Genomic DNA, 23,606 nt, shown 5'->3' with positions numbered 1-23,606 from the left:
CATAAGTTAATAACCTTAAATATTCATGTGATTAACTATAAAAAGGGGGAGTCCGAAAAGCCATGGAAATGGCTATGGATACTCTCTCCTATTCGTCATCCTCCTTCAGATAAGGATGCAGGCTGTCTTGCAGCAATTCCTTGACCCTCATCCGCAGCTCTTTCGGATATATGACCTCGGCCTCTGGCCCGTATTTTAGCAAAAGTCGGGACACATATCTAAACTCTTCGACCGGAATATATCCCTGCCATTCCTGATCCTGCCCTTCTTGATGGAAAACATTTTGGAAGAGGGCATCTGATCCGGCCAGCCTGGCACCCAATGCGGTAAATTTTATTTTGGACGGAATTCCTATACGGGATTCCTCCGAAGCCAACCATTCCTGAAGTGTGGGAAGGCTGTCCAAGGTTTCGTCCAGCATCGTTATTGTAATCACCCGATCTGAACGGTACAGAATGATGCGGTCTCTGCTATGCGCTGGCATGTACCAATATCCGTGATCAAAATACAATCCAATCGGATATACTTCAGTCCACTTTTCACCGGAAGCGGAGCGGTAAAACATGTTCACCCGGCGCTTATTCAACGCAGCCTCCAAAATGATTGAGGTGTAGGGTGACTCTGCGTGAGTGGGTAGCATACGAAAAGAAATGTACTCCTTTAATTGATCAATACTGTCCTGCACATCCTGTGGAAGCTCGGCATAATAGTGCTCTGATAAATGTCCACGAACCGAGCCAAAAGGGATATCTGGAATGTTCTCCAACAGTTGCAGCATGAGGAAAAGACCCAGAGCCTCGTCGCGAGCAAGATGAAGGGGAGGAAGAAGCCGATTGGGGAGTGCCCGATACCCGCCATGAGGACCCATTTCGGTATAAAGGGGTAACCCGGTCTGCTGCAAATAGTCGAGATCTCTTTGTATCGTCCTGACGGAGACACCAAAACGTTCAGCCAGCTCACGCGCCGTATATTTTTTTCGGGAATCCAGTATCCTCATAAGAGCAATTCTGCGTTCATTCATAAGGTACCCCTCGAATCCAAAATTAATTTTAAATGACCGTTTTAACTACGACATACTATGTCATAAATACATTGTAACATTAGGAAATAGAAAGGAGTGAATGAACTATGGAAGATTTGAAATCAAACGCAGTTGTGCTGTATATTGCCATGAGTCTCGACGGGTATATAGCTTTGCCGGACGGTTCGGTGGACTGGCTGTATGATGTTAAAGGGGATGGCGGGGACAATGGATATGCCGACTTTTACGACACCGTAGGTACAGTGCTGATGGGCAGGCTGACGTATGAGGAAGTGTTGAAGCTCTCAGATGATTTCCCTTATGCTGGCAAGCCATGCTATGTGCTCACACGAGCATTAACGGAACAACAGCAAGCGCCACATGTTACATTTACGGACGAAGCTCTGACTGAACTGGTTCCACGTCTACAAGAACAATCGGAAGGTGCGGTATGGCTAGTCGGTGGAGGCCAGTTAGTTCAGGCCTTCTTACAAGCTGGACTGCTGGAGAAGGCTATCATTGCGATCATTCCCAAGGTGCTTGGACAAGGAATACCGTTATTTCCAGAAGGAACGCTACCAAGTACATTTAAGCTCAAAGAAATAGAACGCCGTGGGGATATCGCTCTGCTCCATTACCATTTATAATTTTGTTTACAGAAAAGCCTTCATATTTCAGGATCATGCAATCTCCCTGAAATATGAAGGCTTTATCGCGTGCTTTTGTTCATTATTTGGTCTTCAAATTATCCCATGTTCTCTGGAAATCCTCGAATAGCTTCCCGGCATCCGATTTACCTGCCACATAAGCTTGCATCTGACTTCCGAATTCTTGCTGTGCTCCTTCAGGATAGCGGCTAAAGAACCAGCCCAACAGTTTGTTTTCCTTACTGTATTTCACCACTTCCGCACCCAGTTGGCCCATATCAGCCTCTGCCCCTTCGATGCTCTTGAACGCTGGAATAAACTTAAATTCCTTGGTGATATACTTTTTACCCTGCTCGGATGTCACCATCCAGTTTAAGAACTCCTTCGCCTCGGGTTTGACAGTCGAATTTTTATTAACCACCCAGTTGTTAGCGACACCTACAAACAGCTTATCTCCGACTGTTGCGTCTTCACCAATCGGCATAGGCAAAATACCCAAATTCAGCTTCGGATTAATACCGTCAATTTGGACCTGAGTCCAGTTCCCTTGCTGCATCATGGCAGCCTTTCCAGTGGCGAAGTTCGTTACCTGCGTATTGTAATCGGTCGTGAGCGGCTTCGAATTGCCATACTTCATGGTCAGATCGAACAGCTTAACCCACTCGGCGAATACAGCGTTACCTGGAATCTTTGCTGTTCCATCATTCAGTCCTTTGACGAAGGCCGAAGGATCCGGCTGATTGGCAAATGCCACGTTCAGCAAATGATTGCCCAGCACCCAAAACTCCTGATATCCATTAGAAAATGGAGTAATCCCAGCGGCTTGGAGCTTTTGCGCAGCTCCCTCCAGTTCGGACAATGTTTTAGGGGTCTCCGTAATCCCCGCCTTCTTGAACAAATCCTTGTTATAAATAAAGCCGTACCCCTCCAGATTCATCGGCTGGCCATACAGCTTGCCGTCTTTGGTCATCGGTTCTTTGGCGACATCGACCACATCGCCAACCCAAGGCTGGTCAGACAGGTCCTCCAAATATTCCAGCCACGTATCCAGCTCGCGGTAACCTCCTACGTTAAAAATATCCGGCTGCTCCCCGGAGGCGAACTTCGCCTTTAACGCCGCTCCATAGTCACTGCCCCCGCCCACGGTCTGAATATCGAGCTTGATCCCTGGATGAGACGCTTCGTATTCCGCTTTCATGCGATTTAGTGCTTCTGCAATCTCTACCTTAAACTGAAAAATGTGAATTGTTTTTTCCTTCACTTCCTCTTTGCCTGCGTTTTGTCCGCCACTGCTGTTACAACCTGCCAAAACCAGGGCAAAGGCCGCGAGAAGCAAGATCAGTGCTTGAGCTTTCTTTTTAAAAGTATGCGTTTTCATTTTTATGTTCCTTTCTATTCTAAATTCATATCAGATGAACTCGAAGTATTCATGTGGAAACGGAGCAAACGGAATGGTGCTGAACAAGCGATAGCGCTCGCCTTTGTCTCTAGATTCCCACCTTTATTCGTTTATTCAGGGAATCTGGAGGCAACAGCGATGGTAAGCACCATCCGTTTGCGGAGTGGCACACCGTGTACATTTTCAGTTCATCGCCACACTCAACCTTTGACCGAACCAGCCATAATACCTTGTATAATATATTTTTGCATGGCCAGAAAGAATACAATGACTGGCAGGATGCCCAGCACCAGAGCAGGCAAAGCCAAATCCCACTGCTTCGTGTATTGTCCAAAAAAGGCATAGGTCGCAATCGGAATCGTGCGCAGTTCAGCCTTTTGCAGTACCAGAGAAGGCAGGAGATAATCATTCCAAATCCAGAGCGTATTTAAAATAATAACAGTTACCATCATCGGTAGCATCAACGGATACACAATTCGGAAAAACACTCCGTAAGGCGTACAGCCGTCCACCGTAGCTGCCTCTTCCACCTCGACTGGCACACCTTTGACAAATCCATGAAAGAGAAAGATCGACATAGGGGCTCCGAATCCCAGATAACAGATTACCAGACCACTTATACTGTTCATTAAATCCAGTGTACTTACAACCTTGACCAAAGGAATCATCACCGATTGAAAGGGAATAACCATGGCAGCTACGAACAGGCTGAACAACACTCGATTATAACGCGTCGGACGCCGGACCATTCGGTAAGCAGCCATTGAGCTGATCAGTACGAGCAGTAGATTACTAACTACCGTAACTATAAGTGAATTCCATAAAGCTTCGGGAAAACGCGTGATGCTCCAGGCTCTAGCGTAGTTGCTCCATACAAAGGTTTGTGGCCAGGCCGCAGAATCGGTGAGCAGGTCACCAAAGCTTTTGACCGAATTCACGAATAAAAAGTAAAACGGGACGAGGAATAACAATGCGACGAGGATCATCACCATCTCGGTCGCCCATGTTCCAAAGCGGTAGCGCTTGCTTGTTTCCATTTACGCTTCCACCTCCCGACTTTTCGTCAGTCGTACCTGAAGGCTCGTAACCAGAGCAACAATGATAAAGAAAATGAGCGCTTTAGCTGTTCCCAGCCCATAACGATTATTCACAAACGCTTCATTGTAAATATTGAGTGCAACCGACTCTGTGGACCCGAAAGGACCGCCTTTGGTCAGTGACAAATTGAGATCGAACATTTTGAATGACCATGATATCGCCAGGAAAAGACATACCGTAACGGCAGGCATGATCAAAGGAAGTATAATCGACCGCAAAATTTGCATCCGGCTTGCTCCGTCAATTTCGGCTGCTTCCAGCATATCGCGGGGCACATTGGTCAGGGAAGAGATATAAATAACCATCAAATACCCGGCAGTTTGCCAGATAAACACGATTACAATGCCCCAGAAGGCCGTGATCTCATCTCCCAACCAGGACAGGTTGAAGAAGGACAAGTTCGTGCTCTCTCCGATTGCTGCAAATCCCTTGACGAAAATAAACTGCCAGATAAAGCCCAGCAACAGACCTCCAATCACATTAGGCATAAAAAAGATGGTCCTGAGTACATTTTTTGTTTTCAGCGGTTTGGTTAAAAAATACGCCAGCAGAAAGCCAAAAATATTCGCAGCCACCACTCCTACCACCGTAAAACGGACCGTAAACCAGAACGCTGTCCCAAATTTGTCATCATTCCATAAAATGTGACTGAAATTATCCAGCCCGACCCACTTTGCCTCATTGGCTACCCCATTCCACTCTGTAAAAGAATAGTACATTCCGAGCATAAAAGGGATTACAATAATGATAACGAAAAATAACGTCGACGGCCCTACAAAAATGCATTGCTGGAGCCATTGCGACGACTTGGCGCGATTCAATCCGATCCCCCCCTTTTGTTGTCTGTTGGTGTCTGGAACGCTCCCTTACGGCTTTCTTTCAGCAGCATGATGCTTGGGCCGTACGGATATGCGATTCACATGTTCATTATGTCGAATAAGCGCTCTGGAGAACACGTAGGATCGTGAACCATTAGGGGGGAAAATATTGACCTCTGGCTTGCCTTGAATTGTGAAAGGAGCTCACTGCATGAAATTTCACAGTATTCGTTCCCGCCTGATCTGGTTTTTGCTCATTGCGGTCACTCTGCCGCTGCTGCTGTCGATGACTATGACCTTCGTTCTCACCAAGCAATCCTTGCGGGAGCAGGCCACACAAGAAAATGAACGGCTTATTTTTCAGGGAATTACGAATCTGGATAACTATTTACAGGGACTGAATCGTGCGTCCATCGGCGTCTATAATGACCCCCATTTTCTGCGTAATCTGGCCAAAATTCCAGATGATTACCGGGCCGTCGCTGAAATTTACACCACACTGCAAACGATGATGAATGCTTCGTCAGGCATTGACCAAGTGTATTTGCATTCTTTTGAGGCTGGGCAATCCACGTTGATTACCAGTACAGTCCCGCTACGGGAATTCCGACTGGAGCCCTTTACCGGTTCTATTCATTACGGCCCTTCTGGACTATTCATACAGCCTTCGCACATGAAGCATATGTACGGCTTTTCGGCGGTTTCCTATGCGGAGCACAGCACAAAGCGGCAGGTATTTACACTTCATCGGGCGATTCGGAACATTCCTGCCTCAGAGACGCTTGGGGTACTGGCTATAGATGTTGATCTGGAGCCGCTGCGCAGTATTTGCCGTCAATTGTATGATGCGGATACAGAGCAGCTGTTTTTGATCGATCGGAACGGAACAATCATATATAGCGGAAAAGAAGCAGCGATTGGAACACACTGGAAGGAATCTGACCTGCTCAATCGAATTTCTAAAGAAGGCGAGCACGGAGTGATTGAGGATGATACGGCACTGCACGTGTACGGCAAGCTGGATGCCAACCTGTCAGGCTGGACGCTCGTCAAGAAAATTCCACATCGTACGCTGTATTTACGGGCTACCCGCCTGACTCAGATTAATGCGGTCATTACAGGCGCAGCGTTGCTACTTGTCATTGTGGCCACGTTATGGATTTCGATAAAAATCACGGAACCTATTAAGCGACTGACTCGCTACATAAACCAGATTCAGTCCGGTCAACTGGATGTAGACATTCGGGCCATGAGTAACGATGAGATCGGAGTACTATCGCGCCGTTTCAGGCAGATGATGGATACCATCAATAACCTCATTTTGCGGGAATACAAGCTGGAGCTGGCTAATAAGACACATCAGTTGAAAGCGCTTCAAGCACAGATTAATCCTCATTTTTTATATAATACGCTACAATCGATTGGAACCCTGGCTCTACAGCATGAGGTACCGCGGATTTATTCTCTGCTCTCTTCCCTTGCCAAAATGCTGCGCTATAATATGCGGGACCATACGGTCGTTACACTCAAGGAAGAAGCCGAACATGTAAAACAATATCTTGATTTACAAAAGGAACGCTTCGGTGAGCAATTAGAGGTCACTTACCAGTGGGAAGATGAGGTCCTGAATGATCGGGTGCCTAAAATGATTCTCCAACCGTTGGTGGAAAACTACTTTAAACACGGTGCCGATCCCCGGCTGGGGCCCGGTGAAGTTCGCATTACAGGCAGACGAATCCGGGAAGGCATTGTGAAAATAACCGTGGAAAACAACGGAACTTCCATTCCTCAGGCCGAATTGGAGCAGCTCCAGCATATGTTAAAACGTCCGCTGAAAGCCTACGAAGAGCCGGACACTAGCGAGCAGGATTCCATTGGCCTTCGTAATGTTCTATTGCGTATTCAGCTTCACTCGGAGGATGGTTCCAACACACTGTGCGTAGACAACATCCTGCCTCATGGTGTCCGTTATACACTCGAAATTCGCACTGAAGCCCCTGCAGAAATTCATATTAAGGGAGAGTGATCTGTCAATGAAAGTCCTGATTGTGGATGATGAGAAGCATGTACGCCATGCCATTCGGATGCTCGTACATTGGGAAGCGTGCGGTGTGAGCGAGGTACTTGAAGCTGAGTCGGGCGATCAGGCGATTGAGGTCATTACCGCCCTTTCCCCACCCGTTGTACTTACGGATATGCGGATGCCCGGCAAGGATGGAGTAGCACTGATGGAGTGGATTCAAGTGAATTCCCCAGCAACCCGAGTTGTGGTGGTCAGTGGTTATGATGATTTTGACTTGGTTCGACAGGTCATCCGCCGGGGAGGCATGGACTATATTCTTAAGCCCGTAGATCCAGTGGAGATTAACGAGGCTCTAAATAAAGCCACTCAAGCCTGGCGGACAGCGGAGCAAGACCGGAACAGGCAGACGATGCAGGCCATGGAGGTCAACCGGATGAGGCCGCACTATGCCGATAAGCTCCTGACTGAGATCGTTTCCGGTATAGCGAGTACCCCTCTTTCCATTACGCCCTTACGTGAGGAGTTACGTCTTCCTGCAGCTATTCAGATATGTAATGCAGCTGTGATGAGTACCACGCAGCTGGATGCCGATATACTAGACAAATATAAAACGCGTCGTGCGCTTTTGAGCTTTTCCCTGATTAACATCTGCAACGAATTTCTAGGAACTTCTCAAACCGGAATTGCATTCCGTCATCTGGAGCGTATGGACGAAATTATTCTGCTATATTGGGGCGAGCCAGCTCGTTGGCCGCTGCTCTTGCAGGATATTCACACAGGGATCAAAACGGCTTTGCGGTGTTACATGCACATCGGGGTTGGCTCTTTTGGCTCTTTTGGCGCTTTTCCCATAGCGGCAGCCACTGCCTACCAAGAGGCACGGCAAGCGTTGTGGAAACGGGATGTGTTGCAAACCGTCGACTGGATGCACCAGAGTTCCCAGACACGGCAAAGCATTCGTCTTCCCCAGTTGCCTGAGATGGAAGAGGAACTGCGGCTTAGTGCACTCAGCTGTAATGCCAATCGTGTGTCGATAGCGGTAGGCCACTGGATAGCAGCCGTAGCCGAGCTGCCTTCGGTGACAGCAGAGCAGCTAGCCAGTTGGAATCAGGAGTTGGACTGGATGCTGGCCCGCTGGCTGAATGACAGACCCGGAGATACCGATGGCGAGGAACTGGCAGATGAGTCCGGCTCCATTCATGCACTGCCGGTCGACAACCGTGGTATGCTTTCCCTGCCCTTATGGCAAAGACAGGTTGAAAACCGACTGCTGGCAGCCGGTCAGGCACTTACACCAAGCCATAGCCCAAACAACCCGACCATCCGTGATATTGCTCGCTATCTGGATGCACACTATGACGAGGACATTTCTCTACAGGATATGGCGAGTCGCTTTTATCTCAGTCGGGAATATATTTCTCGTAAATTCAAGCAGGAGTACGGGGTTAATCTGTCGGACTATTTGTGTCAGATCAGGATGAGCAAGGCAAAGCTATTGCTGCTGAATGACAAGCTGCGCCTTCATCATATTGCCGGTATGGTCGGGTATCAGGATGAAAAATATTTTGGCAAGGTGTTCAAAAAACTGGAGGGGGTCACGCCCGGCGAATTCAGAAAACGCCATTCTGCAAATCCTCAGCCGTGACCGCATACAACACGTGATCTTCCCACACACCATTAATCTTCAAATAGTTGAGAGCCAGCCCTTCGCGGCGAAATCCTGCCTTTTCCATCACTCGATTGGAAGGCGTATTTCTTGGCATCACTCCAGCTTGAATACGGTGTAATTCCAACTCATTTAAGGCGTAGCGTACAATATCCTTCACTGCGGAAGTGGCATAGCCTTGTCCGTGGTATGCAGGATCTACAAAGTAGCCCAGATTGGCGTTTTGAAAGGGGCCTCTAGCGATACCCGACAGCTCTATTCTGCCGATCAGCTTATCATTTTCCGGCAAAAAAAGTCCAAACGTATATCCCTGTCCGGCTTGTGCCGCTTCCAAACCGTTAGAAATCAGACGCGCCTGTTCTTCCAGCGTAAAGTAAATTTCAGGTCGTTCTGGCTCGAACGGTTTGAAAAAATTAAAATTTTCACGTCTGATCTCTAATAAACGTTCTGCATCACTTACTTGTAACAATCGAATCTGTAGCCCCGGATGGGTGGACTTTATCAAAATGGCGCCATTAGCTTTATGTAACATTGTCATTTTCCTTCTTTCTCAGTTATTCCTATATTATTGTGTTCACGGTCACGAGACAGGAAAATACCCCAGGTGCATGAGAGCAGCCTAGGGTATCTCCATCATTCAAAATTTAGTCCGTAACAGGCATCCAGCCTGGAAGGGTCGTCAACGCACCCCACAAGTAGTCAGGAATGACTAGCTCCTGCTGGGCTTGCTTGGATAATGTCGTGCGAATGGTATCTTCTGTGCCGTTTTGCACCTTCTGAACCCATTGCGGCTCCATCAAAAGCGGACGTCCCAGCGATACAAGCGGTACACCTGTCTCCAGTGCTGCAAGCGCCTCGTCCGGTGTATTCAGCGACCCAACTCCCATAATCGGCACACGGTTACCTACCTTCTCATGGATGAGAACGGTACGTGACCGTTCGTCACTGCGGTCGCGGAACGAACCACCGAAGAAATGATTTACGGAAATGTGCAGGTAATCCAGCCCTTGATCCGCCAGACGGTCTACAAGCACCATCGTATCCTCCAGCGTAATGCCTGGTGTGTGTCCTTCCTCAGGAGACAAGCGGTATCCAAAGATGAATGGCCGCTTTGCATGTTCTGCGATCACTTTCTTCACTTCGTGAACAACCGCCAGCGGAAAGGTCAATCGTTTTTCAAGACTTCCTCCCCATTCATCGGTACGAAGATTGGAGTGCGGGGAGAAGAACTGCTGGACCAGGTAACCGTTCGCTCCGTGAAGCTCCACACCATCATAGCCTGCTTCAATCGCTCGGCGAGTTGCTTCGCCATAGGCACGGATGACGCGGTGGATATCATCAGAGGTCATTTCACGCGGCACAGGCGCACCTTCTTTTTCCTCGGCTACTGCGCTTGCACTGATCGGCTGTCCATCTGGAATTTGATCTGGTGGACACAGGCGGCCACCATGATAAATTTGCAGGATTGCTTTTGCGCCCTCCTGATGAATCGTATCCGCCAGACGACGCAGGCTCGGAATCAATTCATCCTTGTCCGCACCGAACTCATTGACAAAGCCTTTGCCATCTGGAGTTACATACACACAAGCAGTAATAACCGCGCCTACACCACCGGAACGTTCACGGTAGTATGCCAGCTCCTGGTCACTGACTTCACCATTTTCGTGGGAAGCAAAGTTAGTCATAGGTGCCATGGTAATACGGTTCTTCAACGTAACACCGGATGGCAGGGTAAAATTTTCAAATAGAGACTTATATTTTGGGTTCATTCGTTCTCTCTCCTTCAGTTTAAATCAGATCAGATAATATAAGGCTGTTGAGCATAAAGCCGAATACGAATTCGATGCAGTTTTCCTTCCATAACGAACTTAAACTACTGTTGCTTACTTAAATACAGTGGTTGTAATAACCACAGTATAAAGATCCGCAACTATAAAGTCAAATCCATCCTTTCTGACCTTCTCTAAACTGTTTGAAAAAGCTGAACCGCAGCTACTTGTCACAAGCCACTGACAAAGCTTAATGGTTCTCGGCTGTGCTGTTCTTCTCCTCCCGGCGGGAAAACCAGGTCGCGAGCAACGAGCCGGAAATATTATGCCACACGCTAAAAATCGCACTCGGCACAGCAGCAATCGGGTTAAAGTGAGCTGCTGCAAGCGCAGCGCCCAGTCCCGAATTCTGCATTCCCGTTTCCAGCGTAACCGCTTTACGCTTGGAAAGATTCATACCGAATAGCTTGGCAAACCAATATCCAAGCAGGAACCCGATACCATTATGCAAAATAACCACACCAAAAATAATCGGACCTGTCTCCAAAATCTTGCCTTTGCTGCCTGCAACCACAATAGCCACGATGAGTACAATCGCCAGTGTTGATATGAGCGGCAGCGCCTGAACACTGGCTTCTGCCTGTTTGCGAAATAGCGACTTAACGATAACACCCAGCACTATGGGGACAATAACTACGATGAGAATATCCATGATCAGCGACTTCGCATCAATATTCATCCAACGTCCAGCAAGCAGGTTAATCATCGCCGGAGTAGCCAGTGGAGCAATCAGCGTCGACACCGAAGCAATCGACACGCCCAATGCCACGTCGCCTTTGGATAAGAGCGTCATTACGTTGGAGGCAGTTCCACTCGGACAACAGCCTACCAAAATGACACCTACCGCAATATCCGGTGGCAGCTGCAATACTAATGCCAATCCAAAGGCCAGAAACGGCATAATCAGATAATGCCCGACCACACCAATAGCCACATCCACTGGGCGCCGGAATACTTCACGAAAGTCAGCCGCAGATAAAGTTAACCCCATCCCAAACATGACAATGCCCAGAAATAACTGTATGTATCCTTTCAACCCTGTAAACGCCGCAGGAAAGAAAAATCCCAAGCATGCAAATAAAAGTACCCAGATGGAAAAGGTTCCTCCTACAAATTTCCCTACTTTCTCCAAGCCATTCATTCTACTTATCTCCTTACTTCTATATAAGTTGATTCTGAGGAATTTCAGCTTATATAGTGCTTAAAATTTTCACCATTGTACTACATATGACTGCATATACATACTACTTTTTATGATTATACCGGGATCAAGAAACTTTTTCCCGTTAGGACATATTCGAAAGCAAAGTGGGTATATTCATAATAGAAGTTGTGACCAGTCGGTCATTTTGGATCATCATTCGTTGAGGAGGAGATATCCCTATGTCACGAAGCCATCCGTATAAATGGTGGAATATTATTGCATTTATCGCTGTCGTTCTCGTTAACATTCTGGCTTCTACACTTCCTATCGGCGGCAGAAGCACTGATGCTGTATCCAACATGTACCCTACCTTGATCACACCAGCGGATTACTCTTTTTCCATCTGGTCGGTCATCTACGTACTGCTCGCCTGCTTTGTCGTGTACCAAGCTACACTTACAGGGCAATCCAAGACAAGCGTTCAGTCCATCGGTATTTTTTTTATTCTAAGCTGTCTCTTCAATATCATCTGGATTTTCCTCTGGCAGTATGTATACGTAGAGCTGTGCGTCATCGTCATTATTCTATACTTGCTTTCCCTGAGCGTCGTATATGTACGTACCCGCACGCCGCAGCCAACCCTTGGAGAAATGTGGTTCGTCAAGCTACCGTTCAGCCTCAACCTCGGTTGGGTATCCGTTGCTACTATTATCAACATTGCAGTGGCACTGGAAAAGAATGAATGGAGTGGCTGGGGACTCAGCGATACGACATGGGCGATCATTATCCTGCTCATCGGCACCGCATTGGCGATCATGGTCAGCTTCCCTTATCGCGACAGCATTTATCCTCTCGTATTTGTATGGGCCTATGTCGCCATCGCCGTCGAGCATCCGAACAATGAAAATGTACGGCTAGCCGCATTGATCTTGGCGGCAATCATTCTGGTATACGCGCTATGGCTATTCTTTGCCCGTAATCGAGACCGGGATTAAAGAAAACGAATATGATCTCTAGCAAGAACAAGCGAGTTTGGGTCTGAATCATCTAGCCCAAGCTCGCTTGCTTTGTTTATTCATTTTAACCATGTGATTAGGTATGGACTTTAAACAAATCTATAAGCTTGCTTGTCGAGTGATCTGCATTGATTTTCTTCATATTGATAATATAATCCGACCTTTTTTCATACAAACGAAGTATCATGTCGACAAATCGTTCAGATTCCAAACAAAACACATTAAATTTGAGCAAACGGGTGTCTCTATTTAATAGGGACACCCATTTGCCATGCAAACTTTTTATTTTATGAACGGATCTTTCAGACTATTCGCCCTTCAATGCAATGACTTCAATCTCTACCAGTGCATCCTTAGGCAGACGAGCTACCTCCACCGCACTGCGTGCTGGGTAGGGTTGTTCAAAGAAAGAACTGTACACCTCATTGACGCTGACAAAATCGTTCATGTCCTTCAGGAATACAGTCGCTTTCACAACCTGGTTCATGTTGCTGCCTGCCTCTTCCAGAATGGCTTGTACATTGCTCAAGGACAGGCGTGCCTGCTCCTGTACATCCTTACCAAACTCACCTGTTGCCGGATTCAGTCCAAGCTGTCCCGAAGTGTAAATAAACCCGCCTGCCTCTACCGCTTGGCTATAAGGGCCGATAGCACCGGGTGCTTTTTCAGTAGCAATTGTTTTTTTCATATGGGTTGGATTCTCCTTCCTGATACTGGTTCATCGTATTATAGCATGTGCAGTCCAAAGCCACTATTCCGTGCGACGGATTAACGTACAGGGTTTCTTTTAAGACACCTCATTGGGAGGGTGCTATTTTTTTTTATTTCCGCTGTAACCTTTAGCACCTATGTATCATCTAACTCCTATAACCTGCTACAAAATAAATTTTATAAATCCAGATACAGGTACAATGAACATAGCTAGTATAGACGGGAAAGGAGCACCATCCTTTGAATCTCGAAACAAACTTACACCAAGCAAGGCAGGGAGACCGCAAGGCATTCGTCGCCTTGATGAAACATATGGAATCCGATATGTATGGCATGGCGCGTTCCATTCTTCGCAGCAATGAAGATTGTGCGGACGCGATGCAAGAGGCGATGCTCAAGGCATACCAGTCTCTGGGTGAACTGCGTGAACCTCGCTATTTTAAAACATGGCTGCTTCGCATCCTCATTAATGAGTGCCATCTCATTATCCGCAAGCAAAAACGGATCGTCCCCGTGGCGGAATTTGTGCAGGAACCCTCCACCTCAGGTGGATATGAAAAAATCGAGCTGCGCGAGGCCATCGACCACTTGGAGGAATCCATGCGAACCGTAATTTCCCTGCACTATTTGCACGATATGCCGATCAGAGAAATATCAGAGGTACTGGATGTATCAGAGGGGGCCGTCAAAACACGATTGCACCGTGCTCGCAGAATATTAATGGACCTGCTACAAAATCGTGGAGAAAGGAAGGTGACCTTTCAATGAGCTCTTCAGAGATTGAGAAACAGAATCAAGAGCTGGATCGGAAATTACAATCAGAAAAGGTAAACTTGGACGCAGACACGGTAATGATTCCCGATTTGGTAAGAGAACGCTTAGATGCATTTTACACACAAATGGAATCGGATGGGGGGCCGTTATCCAAGTCTCCTTCCTTACATCGACCGGGCAAAAAATTTCTCCGGGGAACTGCAATTGCCGCTGCTTCTGCGGCTGTCATTAGCGTTATGATCATCGGTAGCGCCTTTGTTTCACCTACAATGGCAGAATCATTAAAGCAGGTCCCCCTTGTAGATAGCATGTTCAAGCTTGCTGGGGATATCGGGCTGCAAACCGCTGATCAGGAAGGATTGGCAACTTCCTCGAATCTCAGTGTTACTCATAGCGGTATTACATTAAAGGTACCACAAATCATATTTGACGGGACACGCTTGGTCGTGGCGTTGGAAAAGAGCGGTGGAGATTCACAACATCAAACCCTATATCCGGCGATCCAAACGCAAGGACAGCCCGAAGAGGACATTCTGGAGAAAGTGGACCTGTTCATCAATGGGACATCGGTCAATAGCAATAACGGCGCCTTTAATTTCATGTATGGCCGCCCAGGCAAAGATAGTAATTCTATGCTGATTGCGTATATGCGTGACCCTGCCAGTGGTAAACCCGCCTTACCAGATCAGTTTGAGCTAGAGGTATATGCAAAGTTAAAAGGTGTAGCCGAGCCGTTTCGCATACAAACCACGGTTCACAAAACTAAAATAAATAACAAGATACTTCAGCTGCAAATGAGTAAGTCTAATCCGTATCTTGCATTTATGACAGAAAAGGTAGAAATCACACCCATCACGACCAAGATCACAACGTCGTTCAAAATGCTGACCGATATTGCACATATGCCGGATGAGTACACCGTGGAGCGAGAGTACAATGACTTCAAAAACGGACAAACGATCCAGTACACCAAAAAGGAATTGGATATGCTTGATTATGCTGTATTCGACGAGCAGGGAAGAGAACTCCAACTCCTAAGCGGCTCTGGAGTTCCCCTTACTAAAGAACGTGAGAGCAAAATGATCACCCTGTTTACTCCTTTTGTGGCCACTCCCCAGAAGATCATCTTCAAGCCTTATATATTGCCAACACAACCAGGAGGCAGTGCCCTACTCGATGCTAATGGCAACTGGACACGTCATTATATTGATGAATTAGAGATTACGATAGATGTGCCGCAACATACAAACTACCAATAAAACACAAATAACGCCGCTGCTGTCCGAATCATCGGGCAACAGCGGCGTTATTGTCATTTTTAACCCTAGCTGTGGTTTTACACATTCTCATCAGGAGCCGTTCCTGTACCGGGTTCCTCATCATTGGATGTTAGTTCTGCACCGATGACTCGAATGATGTCGTTCGGATAAATATGTACGCCGCTCGCCTGCGCGAGAGCGATTCGTACCATGGCTCGTGCGATGACCGAGGCAGGGATGGCGCGGTAGGAAGCGAGCTTGCCCGTCATCAGGCCGTCCAGTGCCTTCATGACAACAGCGGCAGCGGCTTCGCCCAAACGTCGTTCAGGTCTCGCGCCCAAAATCAGCGACGGACGGAACAAATGCAGCGCAGGCAATCCGACAGCAGCAAGCGCCTCTTCAGCCTCACCCTTGGTGCGATTGTAAAACACGCGTGAGTCTGGATCGGCGCCCATCGCAGAGACCGCAAGCATCTGTACCGCTCCAGCTTCTTTGCCCAACTGGGCTGTCAGCACCGGGTAGTCCAGATCCACCTGACGGAACTGCTCCTTGGAGCCCGCCTTTTTCATCGTTGTCCCAAGGCAGCAAAAAACATCATCCACCCCTTCGAAGGCGAACGCCGCTTTCTGCGACTGTTCCCAATCGATTAGCGCCTGCTCCAGCTTGGGATGCTTGATGTCCAATGGACGTCTGCCCATAACCATGACGCGGTTGTATTCCTTTTGCACCAGCAGCTCTCGTACAACATAACCCCCGACAAGCCCTGTTGCACCCACAACGACCGCTTTGCGTTCCATGATAGACCTCCTTTGTGCCATAGCGCTCCTGCTCCTACAATTGCGATTAGGTTAATTTAAAGGGTTGTTCGTCCGCCTCCTTGTTTTCGGACGGACACATCGGTAGGTACAGGGAAAATGTACTTCCCTTGCCCTCCTCACTCTTCAGACGGATAAACCCACCCAATAAACGGGAAAAATCACGGCTGATGGACAATCCCAACCCAGTTCCTCCATATTTACGATTAATGGAACCGTTCGCCTGCTGGAATGCCTCAAAAATCACATGCTGCTGAAGATTGGAAATGCCGATGCCCGTATCTTTTACAGCAAATACAACCCAATCTCCCTCTTGTCCCTTTCGATCCAGATGTTGTGTGCTGATTTCCAGCAATACACGTCCTTCATGAGTGAACTTAAAGGCATTGGACAATAGATTACGCAAAATTTGCTGTACGCGTTTGGAATCAGACCGGATTTCATTCGGTATAGACTCATGCTCCTTCAAGCTGAATTCCAGATTTTTATCCTTCGCTGTGACTTCAAAATGCATCATCATCACCTGCGCAATCTCACGTACACTAACTGGCTCACTTACGATTTCCATGTGCCCAGCCTCGACCTTGGATAGGTCCAGAATGTCGTTGATCAATTGGAGCAAATCATGCCCGGAGGCATAAATTAGATCACTGTACTGGTCTAGCTCGTCCTCATCCAGCTCTTTTCCCTGCTCGTTGATAATTTGCGCCAGATTAATGATGCTGTTAAGAGGTGTACGTAACTCATGCGACATCGTTGCCATAAAATCCGATTTATATTGGGAAGCCATCATCAGTTGCTTGGCACGTTCCTCTAGAATGACCTTTGCCTTCTGCAACTCATCTCGCTGCTCTGATAACAACTCATTCGCCTGCTTAATCTGATGATTCCGCTGCTGCTCCATCTGAAAGTCACGTAAAATCAGAGCAAATAAAAAACTGAGAACGATGCCGATAGGCAGTGTAAGAGGAACAACCTCCGCTACATAATAGCGCCAGGGAATGACGCCTAGAAAGGCAATATTTAACGTATTTACGATATTAACCGCTAAAATAGTTACCGATGCCTTGATAATCAAACGCCAGGTGGAACGGCGCATCCAGTAATTCAATCCAGCGCACAGGACGCCCAGAATGCTCATATTCAAAAAGCCGACCCACGCCGCCATATGCAGGCCGAAGGTAAATCTCGTAAGTCCGATTGCGACCCCAATAATAATAAGCGTATAAGAGCGGGGATACACCAACGCCGCGATAATCAGCGGTACGAAACGCAGATCAAAAATAACTGTTTCACTAAAGTTAAAACCAAAGCAAGAGCTGACCCATCCGCCAAATATCACTAGCAGCACCGAGCTGACATATTTGAACCGCGCAGAGGTACGACTCAGACCATATTTATAAATCACGTTCGCCACATAGGCAACGGCAATCAGCATCCCCAAATTCATTAAAAACATCATTGAAAATTGCATGGACTCACACTCCCATAGCGCAAAAAATTGGATGCCAGGCCTATGTTAACCGCGTTTGCCTTTCTTGTACATCATAACATGAAGCCCCATCTTTCGACATGTCAAAAGATCTTATATCCGTATATAAAAAAAGCGAACCTCAATGGCTCGCCCTAGTGCTGATACCTATAGAGTCAGCTGTGATGCCTTTGTTCCGGCGCCACTCTTTGACAAATAATTCGGCAAAATAAGGGTCCCATTGGGTTCCCTTTCCCTCTTCCAATATCATAACCGCCTTCTCTTCCTTCATACCTTGCCGATAGGGACGATCAGACGTCATCGCATCATAAGCATCCGCTACAGCAATGATTCGCCCAAATAAGGGGATATCTTCCCCAGCGAGCTGGTCAGGGTATCCCTTGCCATCATAACGCTCATGGTGCGAGCGCACGCCGGGCAAATAAGGGGCCATAGCATAAGCCGGCTCAACTTGCCGGAGAATGCTCTCTCCCATAACCGGGTGCATTTTAATCTGATCAAACTCCTCGTCCGTCAGCTTGCCGTCCTTGAGCAGCACAGCGTCAGCTACGCCGATTTTACCGATATCATGCAGCAAGGCTGTTTTGCGCAGCAAGTCGAGGTCCGTCTCATTCAAACCTCCCTTGCGCCCAATGAGTACGGAATATTCAGCTACACGCAAAGAATGTCCTGCGGTATAAGCATCTCGCGCATCCAGTGCTGCCGCCAAGGTGGCGAAGTAACTGTCCAATAGCTGACCGTTCTTTTCTTCCCGTTCCTTCAGGCCCTCGATCATCATGTTAAATCCTTCGACCAGCTCCGCAAATTCGTCTGAATACAAATCGCTGGCATTACTGTTCAGGCGGCCTTCCTTCACTTCATTCATTTTTTCTAGCAGATGGTGGATCGGCTGTTCGATCTCACGGGTCAGCAACCTGCCTCCCAGATAAGCAAAGGCTACACCAAAAATTAAAATCGTACCCGCCCAAGCCCAATAGGAGGTAGAATCCGTCGCCTCCAAACGTTCCAGGCGAATCTGTGTAGCTAAACAAAATAAAAATAAAGGAAAAGCACCAATGAGCGTCGCGCTTAACTGAAATTTATGCCGAAGCGATAGCAGGACTCGTCCTCGCAGGGACAGGTTTAATCCATATTGCTGGTAGGTTCGATCACGAATTTCCTCCAGAAGCGGTTTGATTGCTCTCATGGTCAGGAAAAATTCAACCAGTGCGTGCATGGAAGCGACCAAACAAGCTCCTATACAGGCGATTCCTACATAATAAAAGGGAAAAGTAAGTTGTCCAGTATGTATCATCCATAACGCAATAACGGTTGCCGGGATGGAGAAGCCTAACAGATGTGGTCCAACAATACGTAAAACGGACAAATTAGGCAGATGATGAACCCGGATATACACCGCTTCTACATCCTTGAGCGTTTCCTGGTTACCTAGAAAAAAACGATGAACGGGTCTCAAATGCATTCGAAACACTATGGTTTCACAAGCAATCATAATGACGCTGGAAAATGCAATAATTTTTACAAGACCCAGAATTTCATAGTGGGCTACATTTAACGTGGAAAATACAAAAATCATACCTACCAACAATACAGCGATAAACGAACCTATAATATAGTTCAGGATAACATGCTGAATAAAGCGCTTATAGGTCGGCAAATTGCTACCCCTCTTTTCATCCGTACACTCTAAAATATCTTGTGTATTCAATATCGGAGTCCAACCATCAAAAGTTTACCTTCTTGCTCGAGCATTTTACATAAAAACGAGGACGGCTTTTAATCTGCAATTTATAGATGGAAAATCATCTTATTCTTAATTAAGAAACTCGCGAGGGAGACATTTTAGCCAACATTTTTTCCAGTCTATCATCAAAAAGCCAAAAATGACTTGTGTTTTATAATCATTCTTGCTATACTATTGAAATATGTATTAACCCCATAAGATTCCACGCAACAAGCTATTACTCCTAATCACCGTATGGAGCTTCTCCAAATTTTATGTATAACCCTAATGTAGAATTTTGAGCTTTTGCCGAAGATTTTCACATTCACACTGGCGCGGTCATCGGAGCCGCAAGGACGAAAGAGAGGTAGGGCTTTTGTCGTTTGGAAAATGAATAGTGGAATCACACTGCCCCTTATGAACATGCTGACCATATAATGCAAGGTAGCAGGGGTTGAATATATATTATGCCATCAAACGATGAAGTTTGAGCAGGCCGTGCAGTATATGCAAACTGCACCATCCTCCGGATGATCCCCGGGGGATTTTTCATATACGGAAAGCATATCTATGAACAAAAAAGTGGCCCTGCCGATACATCGGCAGGGCCTATAGCTTGATCAAAAAGGGGTTAATAGGGTCATTATAGTCTCGCTTTCTTAAAACTAAATGATATGCACCTTAAAAACTCATTAATTTTCCAGTTTTATATACCTTCTAATAATTCGTCCAATATTCTGTACCATCGGGCGGCATCGTTTGCGTAGTGGAACGTCTTGTTTCCGCTTGGGTGCGCCTTTGGGTCGAGGGACGTTCCCACCCTTCCAGTAAAACAACATGCTGGGTACCCGAATTGTTTTCCCAAGTGATGTAACGCTCCTGTTCCATATGTCGCAAGGCGGCTGTAATTTCAGCGTCTCGCTTGCCTGTTTTTACGGTCAATTCCGCCATTGTGGGCATGTGGCGATGCTGGGCGAAATAATTATACAAAATACGTAGCAGCTTTCGTTCCAAATCTGGCAACATCGTCTTCCCTCCTGCAAAGAACATATGTTCCCATTATAACATATAAAAATGCACCCTCCTACTGGAAGATGCATTCGGGCTTGTATGCCCATGTTGAATTTAGTTTTTTTCCTTCTCCTGACGACCAATAGAGCGCAACCACCAAGCGATTCCACCCACACTTCCAAGTGCCAGAACCGTTAAGAAAATAATATAGAACAAATGAAATGCACGATCACTCATGGCAATCGCCTCCTTACTTTATGTATACACTTTCCAGCTAAGCCTGTAAACCTCTTTTTAGTCCCACATTCTAATTTTCCCCAAGCACTCGACAATAGATACTTGCTTGAGATCCATCGGTACATACTAACTCAAAGTGGTTAATACCAAATATGAGACAGACCAAGGAGGTTATTGAATATGAAATTCCTATTGATCGTGATCATCGTCGTGCTGATCGTTGTATTGCTTATGAGAAGACGCAGATAAGCAGAGACATCCTCCATCGTTATACAAAAAAGGCTTTCGGCACATCACCGAAAGCCTTTATCCATCTAAGGTTAAGGCGTAAATTACGCCTTGTTCTTCTTGTTATATTTAATAAAAGCAATTGCAAGCGCTACAGCAAACAATATTCCGCTGACCACCCATGTTGTCAGAAATGCCATACCCAAACCGACATTAGACCCCATCGTCGGGTGATTCATGGCAGTAAACACTGATCCCTGCATCATAAATATGGTACAGAACAAAACAACGGGCGCTAAAATAATCGTGCTTGCTGTCTTCCGAGTACCAGATACTGCGATCACGCACAGAGCGGAAATCACCAAGATCACCCAATATATAACTGCTTCCCAAATCACTGAAGTGCCCACCTGTTCAACCTCTTTTCTATCCATTCGTATATGCCTCTTCTATTGTAACAGACGTCACACAGTGAACCAAGCCATAATTTGATCAGAAAAGGGGTAAACCCTGCGGATAATGTAAATAATGTACAGTAGCGATCCTACACCAAAGACATGAAAGGAAATGATCCCATGAGAAGTGCAAGTCCTTTTGTCATTGTAAACGATGTGCAACAGTCCATTGATTATTACCAATCGGTGTTAGGTGGGAAAATCAAAGTGCTAAACAAGCAGGAAGGCAGACTCTTGCACGCTGAACTTCACCTGGGTAGCAGTCATATCCATTTTTCAGATTCCTACGGTAAACCGCTCAAAGCGCAGCATGTCCAAATCATTCTCGACTGTGAAAGTGAGGACGAGCTTAAGCAAGCTTACCACGCACTAGCAGAAAAGGGTACCGTTACCGTGGAGCTACAAGATACTTTCTTTGGTGCGCTGCACGGCGAAGTAACGGATCACCTCAACCAGATTGGATGGGTGATGAACTATTTTAAGAGATGATCACGTTCAGCCATAATCGAATACGTCTTATAGCCACCATCAACGTTCCTCACCCGATAACCGTATTGAGTCAAAATTCTGGCCGCAATATAGCCTCGCAGACCGACTTGGCAGGATACCGCTATCTCCAGATCACTAGGGATTTCTGCCATCCGCTCTCTAATCTCGGCCAGAGGAATATGAACAGAACCTGGAATGGCTCCTGCCTGTAGCTCCACCGCATCCCTAACATCAATTATAAGACCACCATTGCGGTGAAAATCATCAACTTCATGCCACTGTATCGTTTGGACCAGTCCATCCATGATATTCGAAGCCACGTAACCCGCCATATTCACAGGGTCTTTTGCTGAAGAATAGGGAGGTGCGTAAGCAAGTTCAATATCAGCCAGTTCACGGACGTTCAAATGACCACGAATAGCCGTCGCAATCACATCAATCCTTTTGTCTGCTCCATCAGCTCCAACAGCCTGCGCCCCATAGATCATCCCGTTCTCAGGATTAAAGAGCAGCTTCATAGCAATGGGTGATGCGCCAGGGTAATAGCCGGCATGCGAACCAGGATGAATATGAACAGCCTGATAAGGAACGCCCAGCCGCTGTAGTGTTTTTTCATTATTACCTGTAGAGGCTGAAGTCAATGCAAAGGTCTTAATTACGGATGTTCCAAGCGCCCCATCATAAGAAATTGCTTGGCCGTTAATATGATCCGCTACCAAGCGCCCCTGACGATTGGCTCCCCAAGCTAGTGATACCATCGTTGCAAACCCATGATTGCGGTCTTTGACCTGAATGGCATCTCCCACTGCATAAATGGCCGGATCGCTAGTTTGCAGTTGGGCGTTCACCTGAATGGCGCCGCGAAAACCAAGTTCCAATCCGCTTTGCTTGGCCAACTCATTTTCAGGAACAACACCGATCGCCAGAATAACCATGTCCGTCTGAAGCACACCCCCGGAGGTCAAACGAAGCCGTGTACCCTGCTCTTCAAAAGCCGTGACACCTTCCTCTAAACGCACCTCCACCCCGTTCAGCCTCATATGCTGTTCTACCCATTTGGCCATTTCAGGGTCCAGCGGATTCAATAATTGTTGACCCATATCAATAATAGTTACTGCAAGTCCACGCTCCCGCAAATTCTCGGCCATCTCCAGCCCAATAAATCCGGCCCCGATCACCGTGACATGCTGGGGATGTCTTTCATCTACATATGCCTTAATAACGTCCGTGTCATGAATGTTTCTTAATGTAAATACATTCACAGCTTCATGTAATCCGGGAATGTCCGGTATCATCGGTTTGGCTCCCGGCGACAATACCACAATATCGTACGGCTGCTCATCTGTTTCCCCTGTAATCATATCGCGGAAGCGGACGAGCTTCTGCTCGCGGTCTATTTGTATCACTTCTTTCAGTACCCTTACATCTATATTAAAACGGTCTCTTATCCCTTGAGGCGTCTGGAGAAACAGCTTCTCCCGCGCATGGATTGTCCCGCCAATATAGTAGGGAAGGCCACAGTTTGCAAAAGAAACATGCTCTCCGCGTTCAAACAGAATAATCTCGTCTTCCTCATTCCATCTACGCAATCTCGCAGCAGCAGAAGCTCCACCTGCTACCCCGCCAATAATAACTATTTTCCTACTCATTTCTTTCCCTCCTCATATACCCTATGGGGTATAATATATACCTATGGGGGTATGATGTCAACACGCAAAAAAAGACGGAGGTTGCCCCCCGCCTGATCAAAC

Annotated in this window: 22 protein-coding genes; 7 read left to right on the top strand and 15 right to left on the bottom strand. The window is 46.9% G+C overall.

Annotated features, from left to right (window positions below; translation table 11 throughout):
- Positions 1–88 precede the first annotated feature (88 nt).
- A complete protein-coding gene (locus NLX74_RS12990; RefSeq protein WP_254328973.1) occupies positions 89–1,021 on the bottom strand; it encodes a helix-turn-helix transcriptional regulator in 933 nt (310 codons plus the stop codon).
- A 107-nt stretch (positions 1,022–1,128) separates the two neighbouring features.
- On the opposite strand from NLX74_RS12990, the gene NLX74_RS12985 reads away from it, so the two are divergent.
- Positions 1,129–1,668, top strand: coding sequence for a dihydrofolate reductase family protein (locus NLX74_RS12985; protein WP_134904854.1), 540 nt, complete (start codon positions 1,129–1,131; stop codon positions 1,666–1,668).
- Positions 1,669–1,750: 82 nt separating this feature from the next.
- On the opposite strand, the gene NLX74_RS12980 is transcribed toward NLX74_RS12985, so the two are convergent.
- The 3 genes from NLX74_RS12980 to NLX74_RS12970 form a co-directional block, all read right to left on the bottom strand.
- Positions 1,751–3,046: an ABC transporter substrate-binding protein gene (locus NLX74_RS12980; protein ID WP_254328972.1), complete on the bottom strand. Its 1,296-nt coding sequence runs from the start codon at positions 3,044–3,046 to the stop codon at positions 1,751–1,753.
- Positions 3,047–3,267: 221 nt separating this feature from the next.
- Complete coding sequence (locus NLX74_RS12975) at positions 3,268–4,104, bottom strand: carbohydrate ABC transporter permease (protein ID WP_061829999.1); 837 nt, start codon at positions 4,102–4,104, stop codon at positions 3,268–3,270.
- Positions 4,105–4,986 carry a carbohydrate ABC transporter permease gene (locus NLX74_RS12970; RefSeq protein WP_025721893.1) on the bottom strand — a complete coding sequence of 294 codons (882 nt, stop codon included), beginning with the start codon at positions 4,984–4,986 and terminating at the stop codon, positions 4,105–4,107.
- A 208-nt stretch (positions 4,987–5,194) separates the two neighbouring features.
- Here NLX74_RS12970 and NLX74_RS12965 point away from each other — a divergent pair, with 208 nt between their 5' ends.
- Both NLX74_RS12965 and NLX74_RS12960 read left to right on the top strand, forming a co-directional pair.
- Positions 5,195–7,009, top strand: a complete 1,815-nt coding sequence (locus NLX74_RS12965; protein WP_254328971.1) for a sensor histidine kinase — start codon at positions 5,195–5,197, stop codon at positions 7,007–7,009.
- Positions 7,010–7,016: 7 nt separating this feature from the next.
- Positions 7,017–8,651, top strand: coding sequence for a response regulator transcription factor (locus NLX74_RS12960; protein WP_254328970.1), 1,635 nt, complete (start codon positions 7,017–7,019; stop codon positions 8,649–8,651).
- Here the strand turns inward: NLX74_RS12960 and NLX74_RS12955 are convergent.
- The 3 genes from NLX74_RS12955 to NLX74_RS12945 form a co-directional block, all read right to left on the bottom strand.
- Positions 8,617–9,204, bottom strand: coding sequence for a GNAT family N-acetyltransferase (locus tag NLX74_RS12955; protein WP_254328969.1), 588 nt, complete (start codon positions 9,202–9,204; stop codon positions 8,617–8,619). The two genes, NLX74_RS12960 and NLX74_RS12955, sit on opposite strands and share 35 nt — an antisense overlap.
- Before the next feature lie 112 nt (positions 9,205–9,316).
- The gene (locus NLX74_RS12950) at positions 9,317–10,441 is read right to left on the bottom strand and encodes an NADH-dependent flavin oxidoreductase (RefSeq protein WP_254328968.1); all 1,125 of its coding nucleotides are present in this window, start codon (positions 10,439–10,441) and stop codon (positions 9,317–9,319) included.
- Positions 10,442–10,691: 250 nt separating this feature from the next.
- Positions 10,692–11,642, bottom strand: a complete 951-nt coding sequence (locus NLX74_RS12945; RefSeq protein WP_254328967.1) for a bile acid:sodium symporter family protein — start codon at positions 11,640–11,642, stop codon at positions 10,692–10,694.
- Positions 11,643–11,884: 242 nt separating this feature from the next.
- Between NLX74_RS12945 and NLX74_RS12940 the strand changes: the two genes are divergently transcribed.
- Entirely contained in the window at positions 11,885–12,640 is a 756-nt protein-coding gene (locus tag NLX74_RS12940; protein ID WP_254328966.1) for a tryptophan-rich sensory protein, read from the top strand.
- A 328-nt stretch (positions 12,641–12,968) separates the two neighbouring features.
- Here the strand turns inward: NLX74_RS12940 and NLX74_RS12935 are convergent, their stop codons facing one another.
- The gene (locus tag NLX74_RS12935; protein ID WP_061830007.1) at positions 12,969–13,349 is read right to left on the bottom strand and encodes a RidA family protein; all 381 of its coding nucleotides are present in this window, start codon (positions 13,347–13,349) and stop codon (positions 12,969–12,971) included.
- A 263-nt stretch (positions 13,350–13,612) separates the two neighbouring features.
- Here NLX74_RS12935 and NLX74_RS12930 point away from each other — a divergent pair, with 263 nt between their 5' ends.
- Together NLX74_RS12930 and NLX74_RS12925 are read left to right on the top strand one after the other, a co-directional pair.
- Positions 13,613–14,140: an RNA polymerase sigma factor gene (locus NLX74_RS12930; RefSeq protein WP_254328965.1), complete on the top strand. Its 528-nt coding sequence runs from the start codon at positions 13,613–13,615 to the stop codon at positions 14,138–14,140.
- On the top strand, positions 14,137–15,405 hold the full coding sequence (locus tag NLX74_RS12925) for a DUF4179 domain-containing protein (RefSeq protein WP_254328964.1): 1,269 nt from the start codon (positions 14,137–14,139) through the stop codon (positions 15,403–15,405). The genes NLX74_RS12930 and NLX74_RS12925 overlap by 4 nt, the downstream gene beginning before the upstream one ends.
- A 77-nt stretch (positions 15,406–15,482) precedes the next feature.
- On the opposite strand, the gene NLX74_RS12920 is transcribed toward NLX74_RS12925, so the two are convergent.
- The 6 genes from NLX74_RS12920 to NLX74_RS12900 form a co-directional block, all read right to left on the bottom strand.
- Positions 15,483–16,202, bottom strand: coding sequence for an NAD(P)H-binding protein (locus NLX74_RS12920; RefSeq protein WP_254328963.1), 720 nt, complete (start codon positions 16,200–16,202; stop codon positions 15,483–15,485).
- A 46-nt stretch (positions 16,203–16,248) separates the two neighbouring features.
- On the bottom strand, positions 16,249–17,694 hold the full coding sequence (locus NLX74_RS12915) for an ATP-binding protein (protein ID WP_254328962.1): 1,446 nt from the start codon (positions 17,692–17,694) through the stop codon (positions 16,249–16,251).
- Between the two features lie 139 nt (positions 17,695–17,833).
- Positions 17,834–19,369 carry an HD-GYP domain-containing protein gene (locus NLX74_RS12910; protein WP_235307096.1) on the bottom strand — a complete coding sequence of 512 codons (1,536 nt, stop codon included), beginning with the start codon at positions 19,367–19,369 and terminating at the stop codon, positions 17,834–17,836.
- Between the two features lie 783 nt (positions 19,370–20,152).
- Positions 20,153–20,461, bottom strand: coding sequence for a LexA family transcriptional regulator (locus NLX74_RS12905; RefSeq protein WP_069290967.1), 309 nt, complete (start codon positions 20,459–20,461; stop codon positions 20,153–20,155).
- Between the two features lie 99 nt (positions 20,462–20,560).
- Positions 20,561–20,683, bottom strand: a complete 123-nt coding sequence (locus tag NLX74_RS25660) for a hypothetical protein (protein WP_257785344.1) — start codon at positions 20,681–20,683, stop codon at positions 20,561–20,563.
- Positions 20,684–21,015: 332 nt separating this feature from the next.
- A complete protein-coding gene (locus NLX74_RS12900) occupies positions 21,016–21,345 on the bottom strand; it encodes a hypothetical protein (protein ID WP_254328961.1) in 330 nt (109 codons plus the stop codon).
- Positions 21,346–21,486: 141 nt separating this feature from the next.
- On the opposite strand from NLX74_RS12900, the gene NLX74_RS12895 reads away from it, so the two are divergent.
- Positions 21,487–21,855 (top strand): VOC family protein, encoded by a 369-nt coding sequence (locus tag NLX74_RS12895; RefSeq protein ID WP_029516003.1) that lies wholly within the window; start codon positions 21,487–21,489, stop codon positions 21,853–21,855.
- Here NLX74_RS12895 and NLX74_RS12890 read toward each other — a convergent pair.
- Positions 21,840–23,504: a CoA-disulfide reductase gene (locus NLX74_RS12890; protein ID WP_254328960.1), complete on the bottom strand. Its 1,665-nt coding sequence runs from the start codon at positions 23,502–23,504 to the stop codon at positions 21,840–21,842. The genes NLX74_RS12895 and NLX74_RS12890 overlap by 16 nt on opposite strands.
- Positions 23,505–23,606: the final 102 nt, after the last annotated feature.

Source organism: Paenibacillus sp. MZ03-122A (genome assembly GCF_024213325.1).
Lineage (GTDB): Bacteria > Bacillota > Bacilli > Paenibacillales > Paenibacillaceae > Paenibacillus > Paenibacillus polymyxa_B.
Note: the sequence above shows the minus strand (reverse complement) of the source record. Positions and strands in the feature narration are given on the sequence as shown.

Excerpts from the sequence above, each read along its gene's own strand:
- NLX74_RS12965 (WP_254328971.1), top strand. The coding sequence starts at position 5,195 with ATGAAATTTCACAGTATTCGTTCCCGCCTGATCTGGTTTTTGCTCATT.
- NLX74_RS25660 (WP_257785344.1), bottom strand. The coding sequence starts at position 20,683 with ATGAGTGATCGTGCATTTCATTTGTTCTATATTATTTTCTTAACGGTT.
- NLX74_RS12985 (WP_134904854.1), top strand. The coding sequence starts at position 1,129 with ATGGAAGATTTGAAATCAAACGCAGTTGTGCTGTATATTGCCATGAGT.
- NLX74_RS12980 (WP_254328972.1), bottom strand. The coding sequence starts at position 3,046 with ATGAAAACGCATACTTTTAAAAAGAAAGCTCAAGCACTGATCTTGCTT.
- NLX74_RS12895 (WP_029516003.1), top strand. The coding sequence starts at position 21,487 with ATGAGAAGTGCAAGTCCTTTTGTCATTGTAAACGATGTGCAACAGTCC.
- NLX74_RS12990 (WP_254328973.1), bottom strand. The coding sequence starts at position 1,021 with ATGAATGAACGCAGAATTGCTCTTATGAGGATACTGGATTCCCGAAAA.
- NLX74_RS12950 (WP_254328968.1), bottom strand. The coding sequence starts at position 10,441 with ATGAACCCAAAATATAAGTCTCTATTTGAAAATTTTACCCTGCCATCC.
- NLX74_RS12890 (WP_254328960.1), bottom strand. The coding sequence starts at position 23,504 with ATGAGTAGGAAAATAGTTATTATTGGCGGGGTAGCAGGTGGAGCTTCT.
- NLX74_RS12925 (WP_254328964.1), top strand. The coding sequence starts at position 14,137 with ATGAGCTCTTCAGAGATTGAGAAACAGAATCAAGAGCTGGATCGGAAA.
- NLX74_RS12940 (WP_254328966.1), top strand. The coding sequence starts at position 11,885 with ATGTCACGAAGCCATCCGTATAAATGGTGGAATATTATTGCATTTATC.
- NLX74_RS12960 (WP_254328970.1), top strand. The coding sequence starts at position 7,017 with ATGAAAGTCCTGATTGTGGATGATGAGAAGCATGTACGCCATGCCATT.
- NLX74_RS12955 (WP_254328969.1), bottom strand. The coding sequence starts at position 9,204 with ATGTTACATAAAGCTAATGGCGCCATTTTGATAAAGTCCACCCATCCG.
- NLX74_RS12945 (WP_254328967.1), bottom strand. The coding sequence starts at position 11,642 with ATGAATGGCTTGGAGAAAGTAGGGAAATTTGTAGGAGGAACCTTTTCC.
- NLX74_RS12935 (WP_061830007.1), bottom strand. The coding sequence starts at position 13,349 with ATGAAAAAAACAATTGCTACTGAAAAAGCACCCGGTGCTATCGGCCCT.
- NLX74_RS12915 (WP_254328962.1), bottom strand. The coding sequence starts at position 17,694 with ATGCAATTTTCAATGATGTTTTTAATGAATTTGGGGATGCTGATTGCC.
- NLX74_RS12920 (WP_254328963.1), bottom strand. The coding sequence starts at position 16,202 with ATGGAACGCAAAGCGGTCGTTGTGGGTGCAACAGGGCTTGTCGGGGGT.
- NLX74_RS12975 (WP_061829999.1), bottom strand. The coding sequence starts at position 4,104 with ATGGAAACAAGCAAGCGCTACCGCTTTGGAACATGGGCGACCGAGATG.
- NLX74_RS12905 (WP_069290967.1), bottom strand. The coding sequence starts at position 20,461 with ATGTTGCCAGATTTGGAACGAAAGCTGCTACGTATTTTGTATAATTAT.
- NLX74_RS12900 (WP_254328961.1), bottom strand. The coding sequence starts at position 21,345 with ATGGATAGAAAAGAGGTTGAACAGGTGGGCACTTCAGTGATTTGGGAA.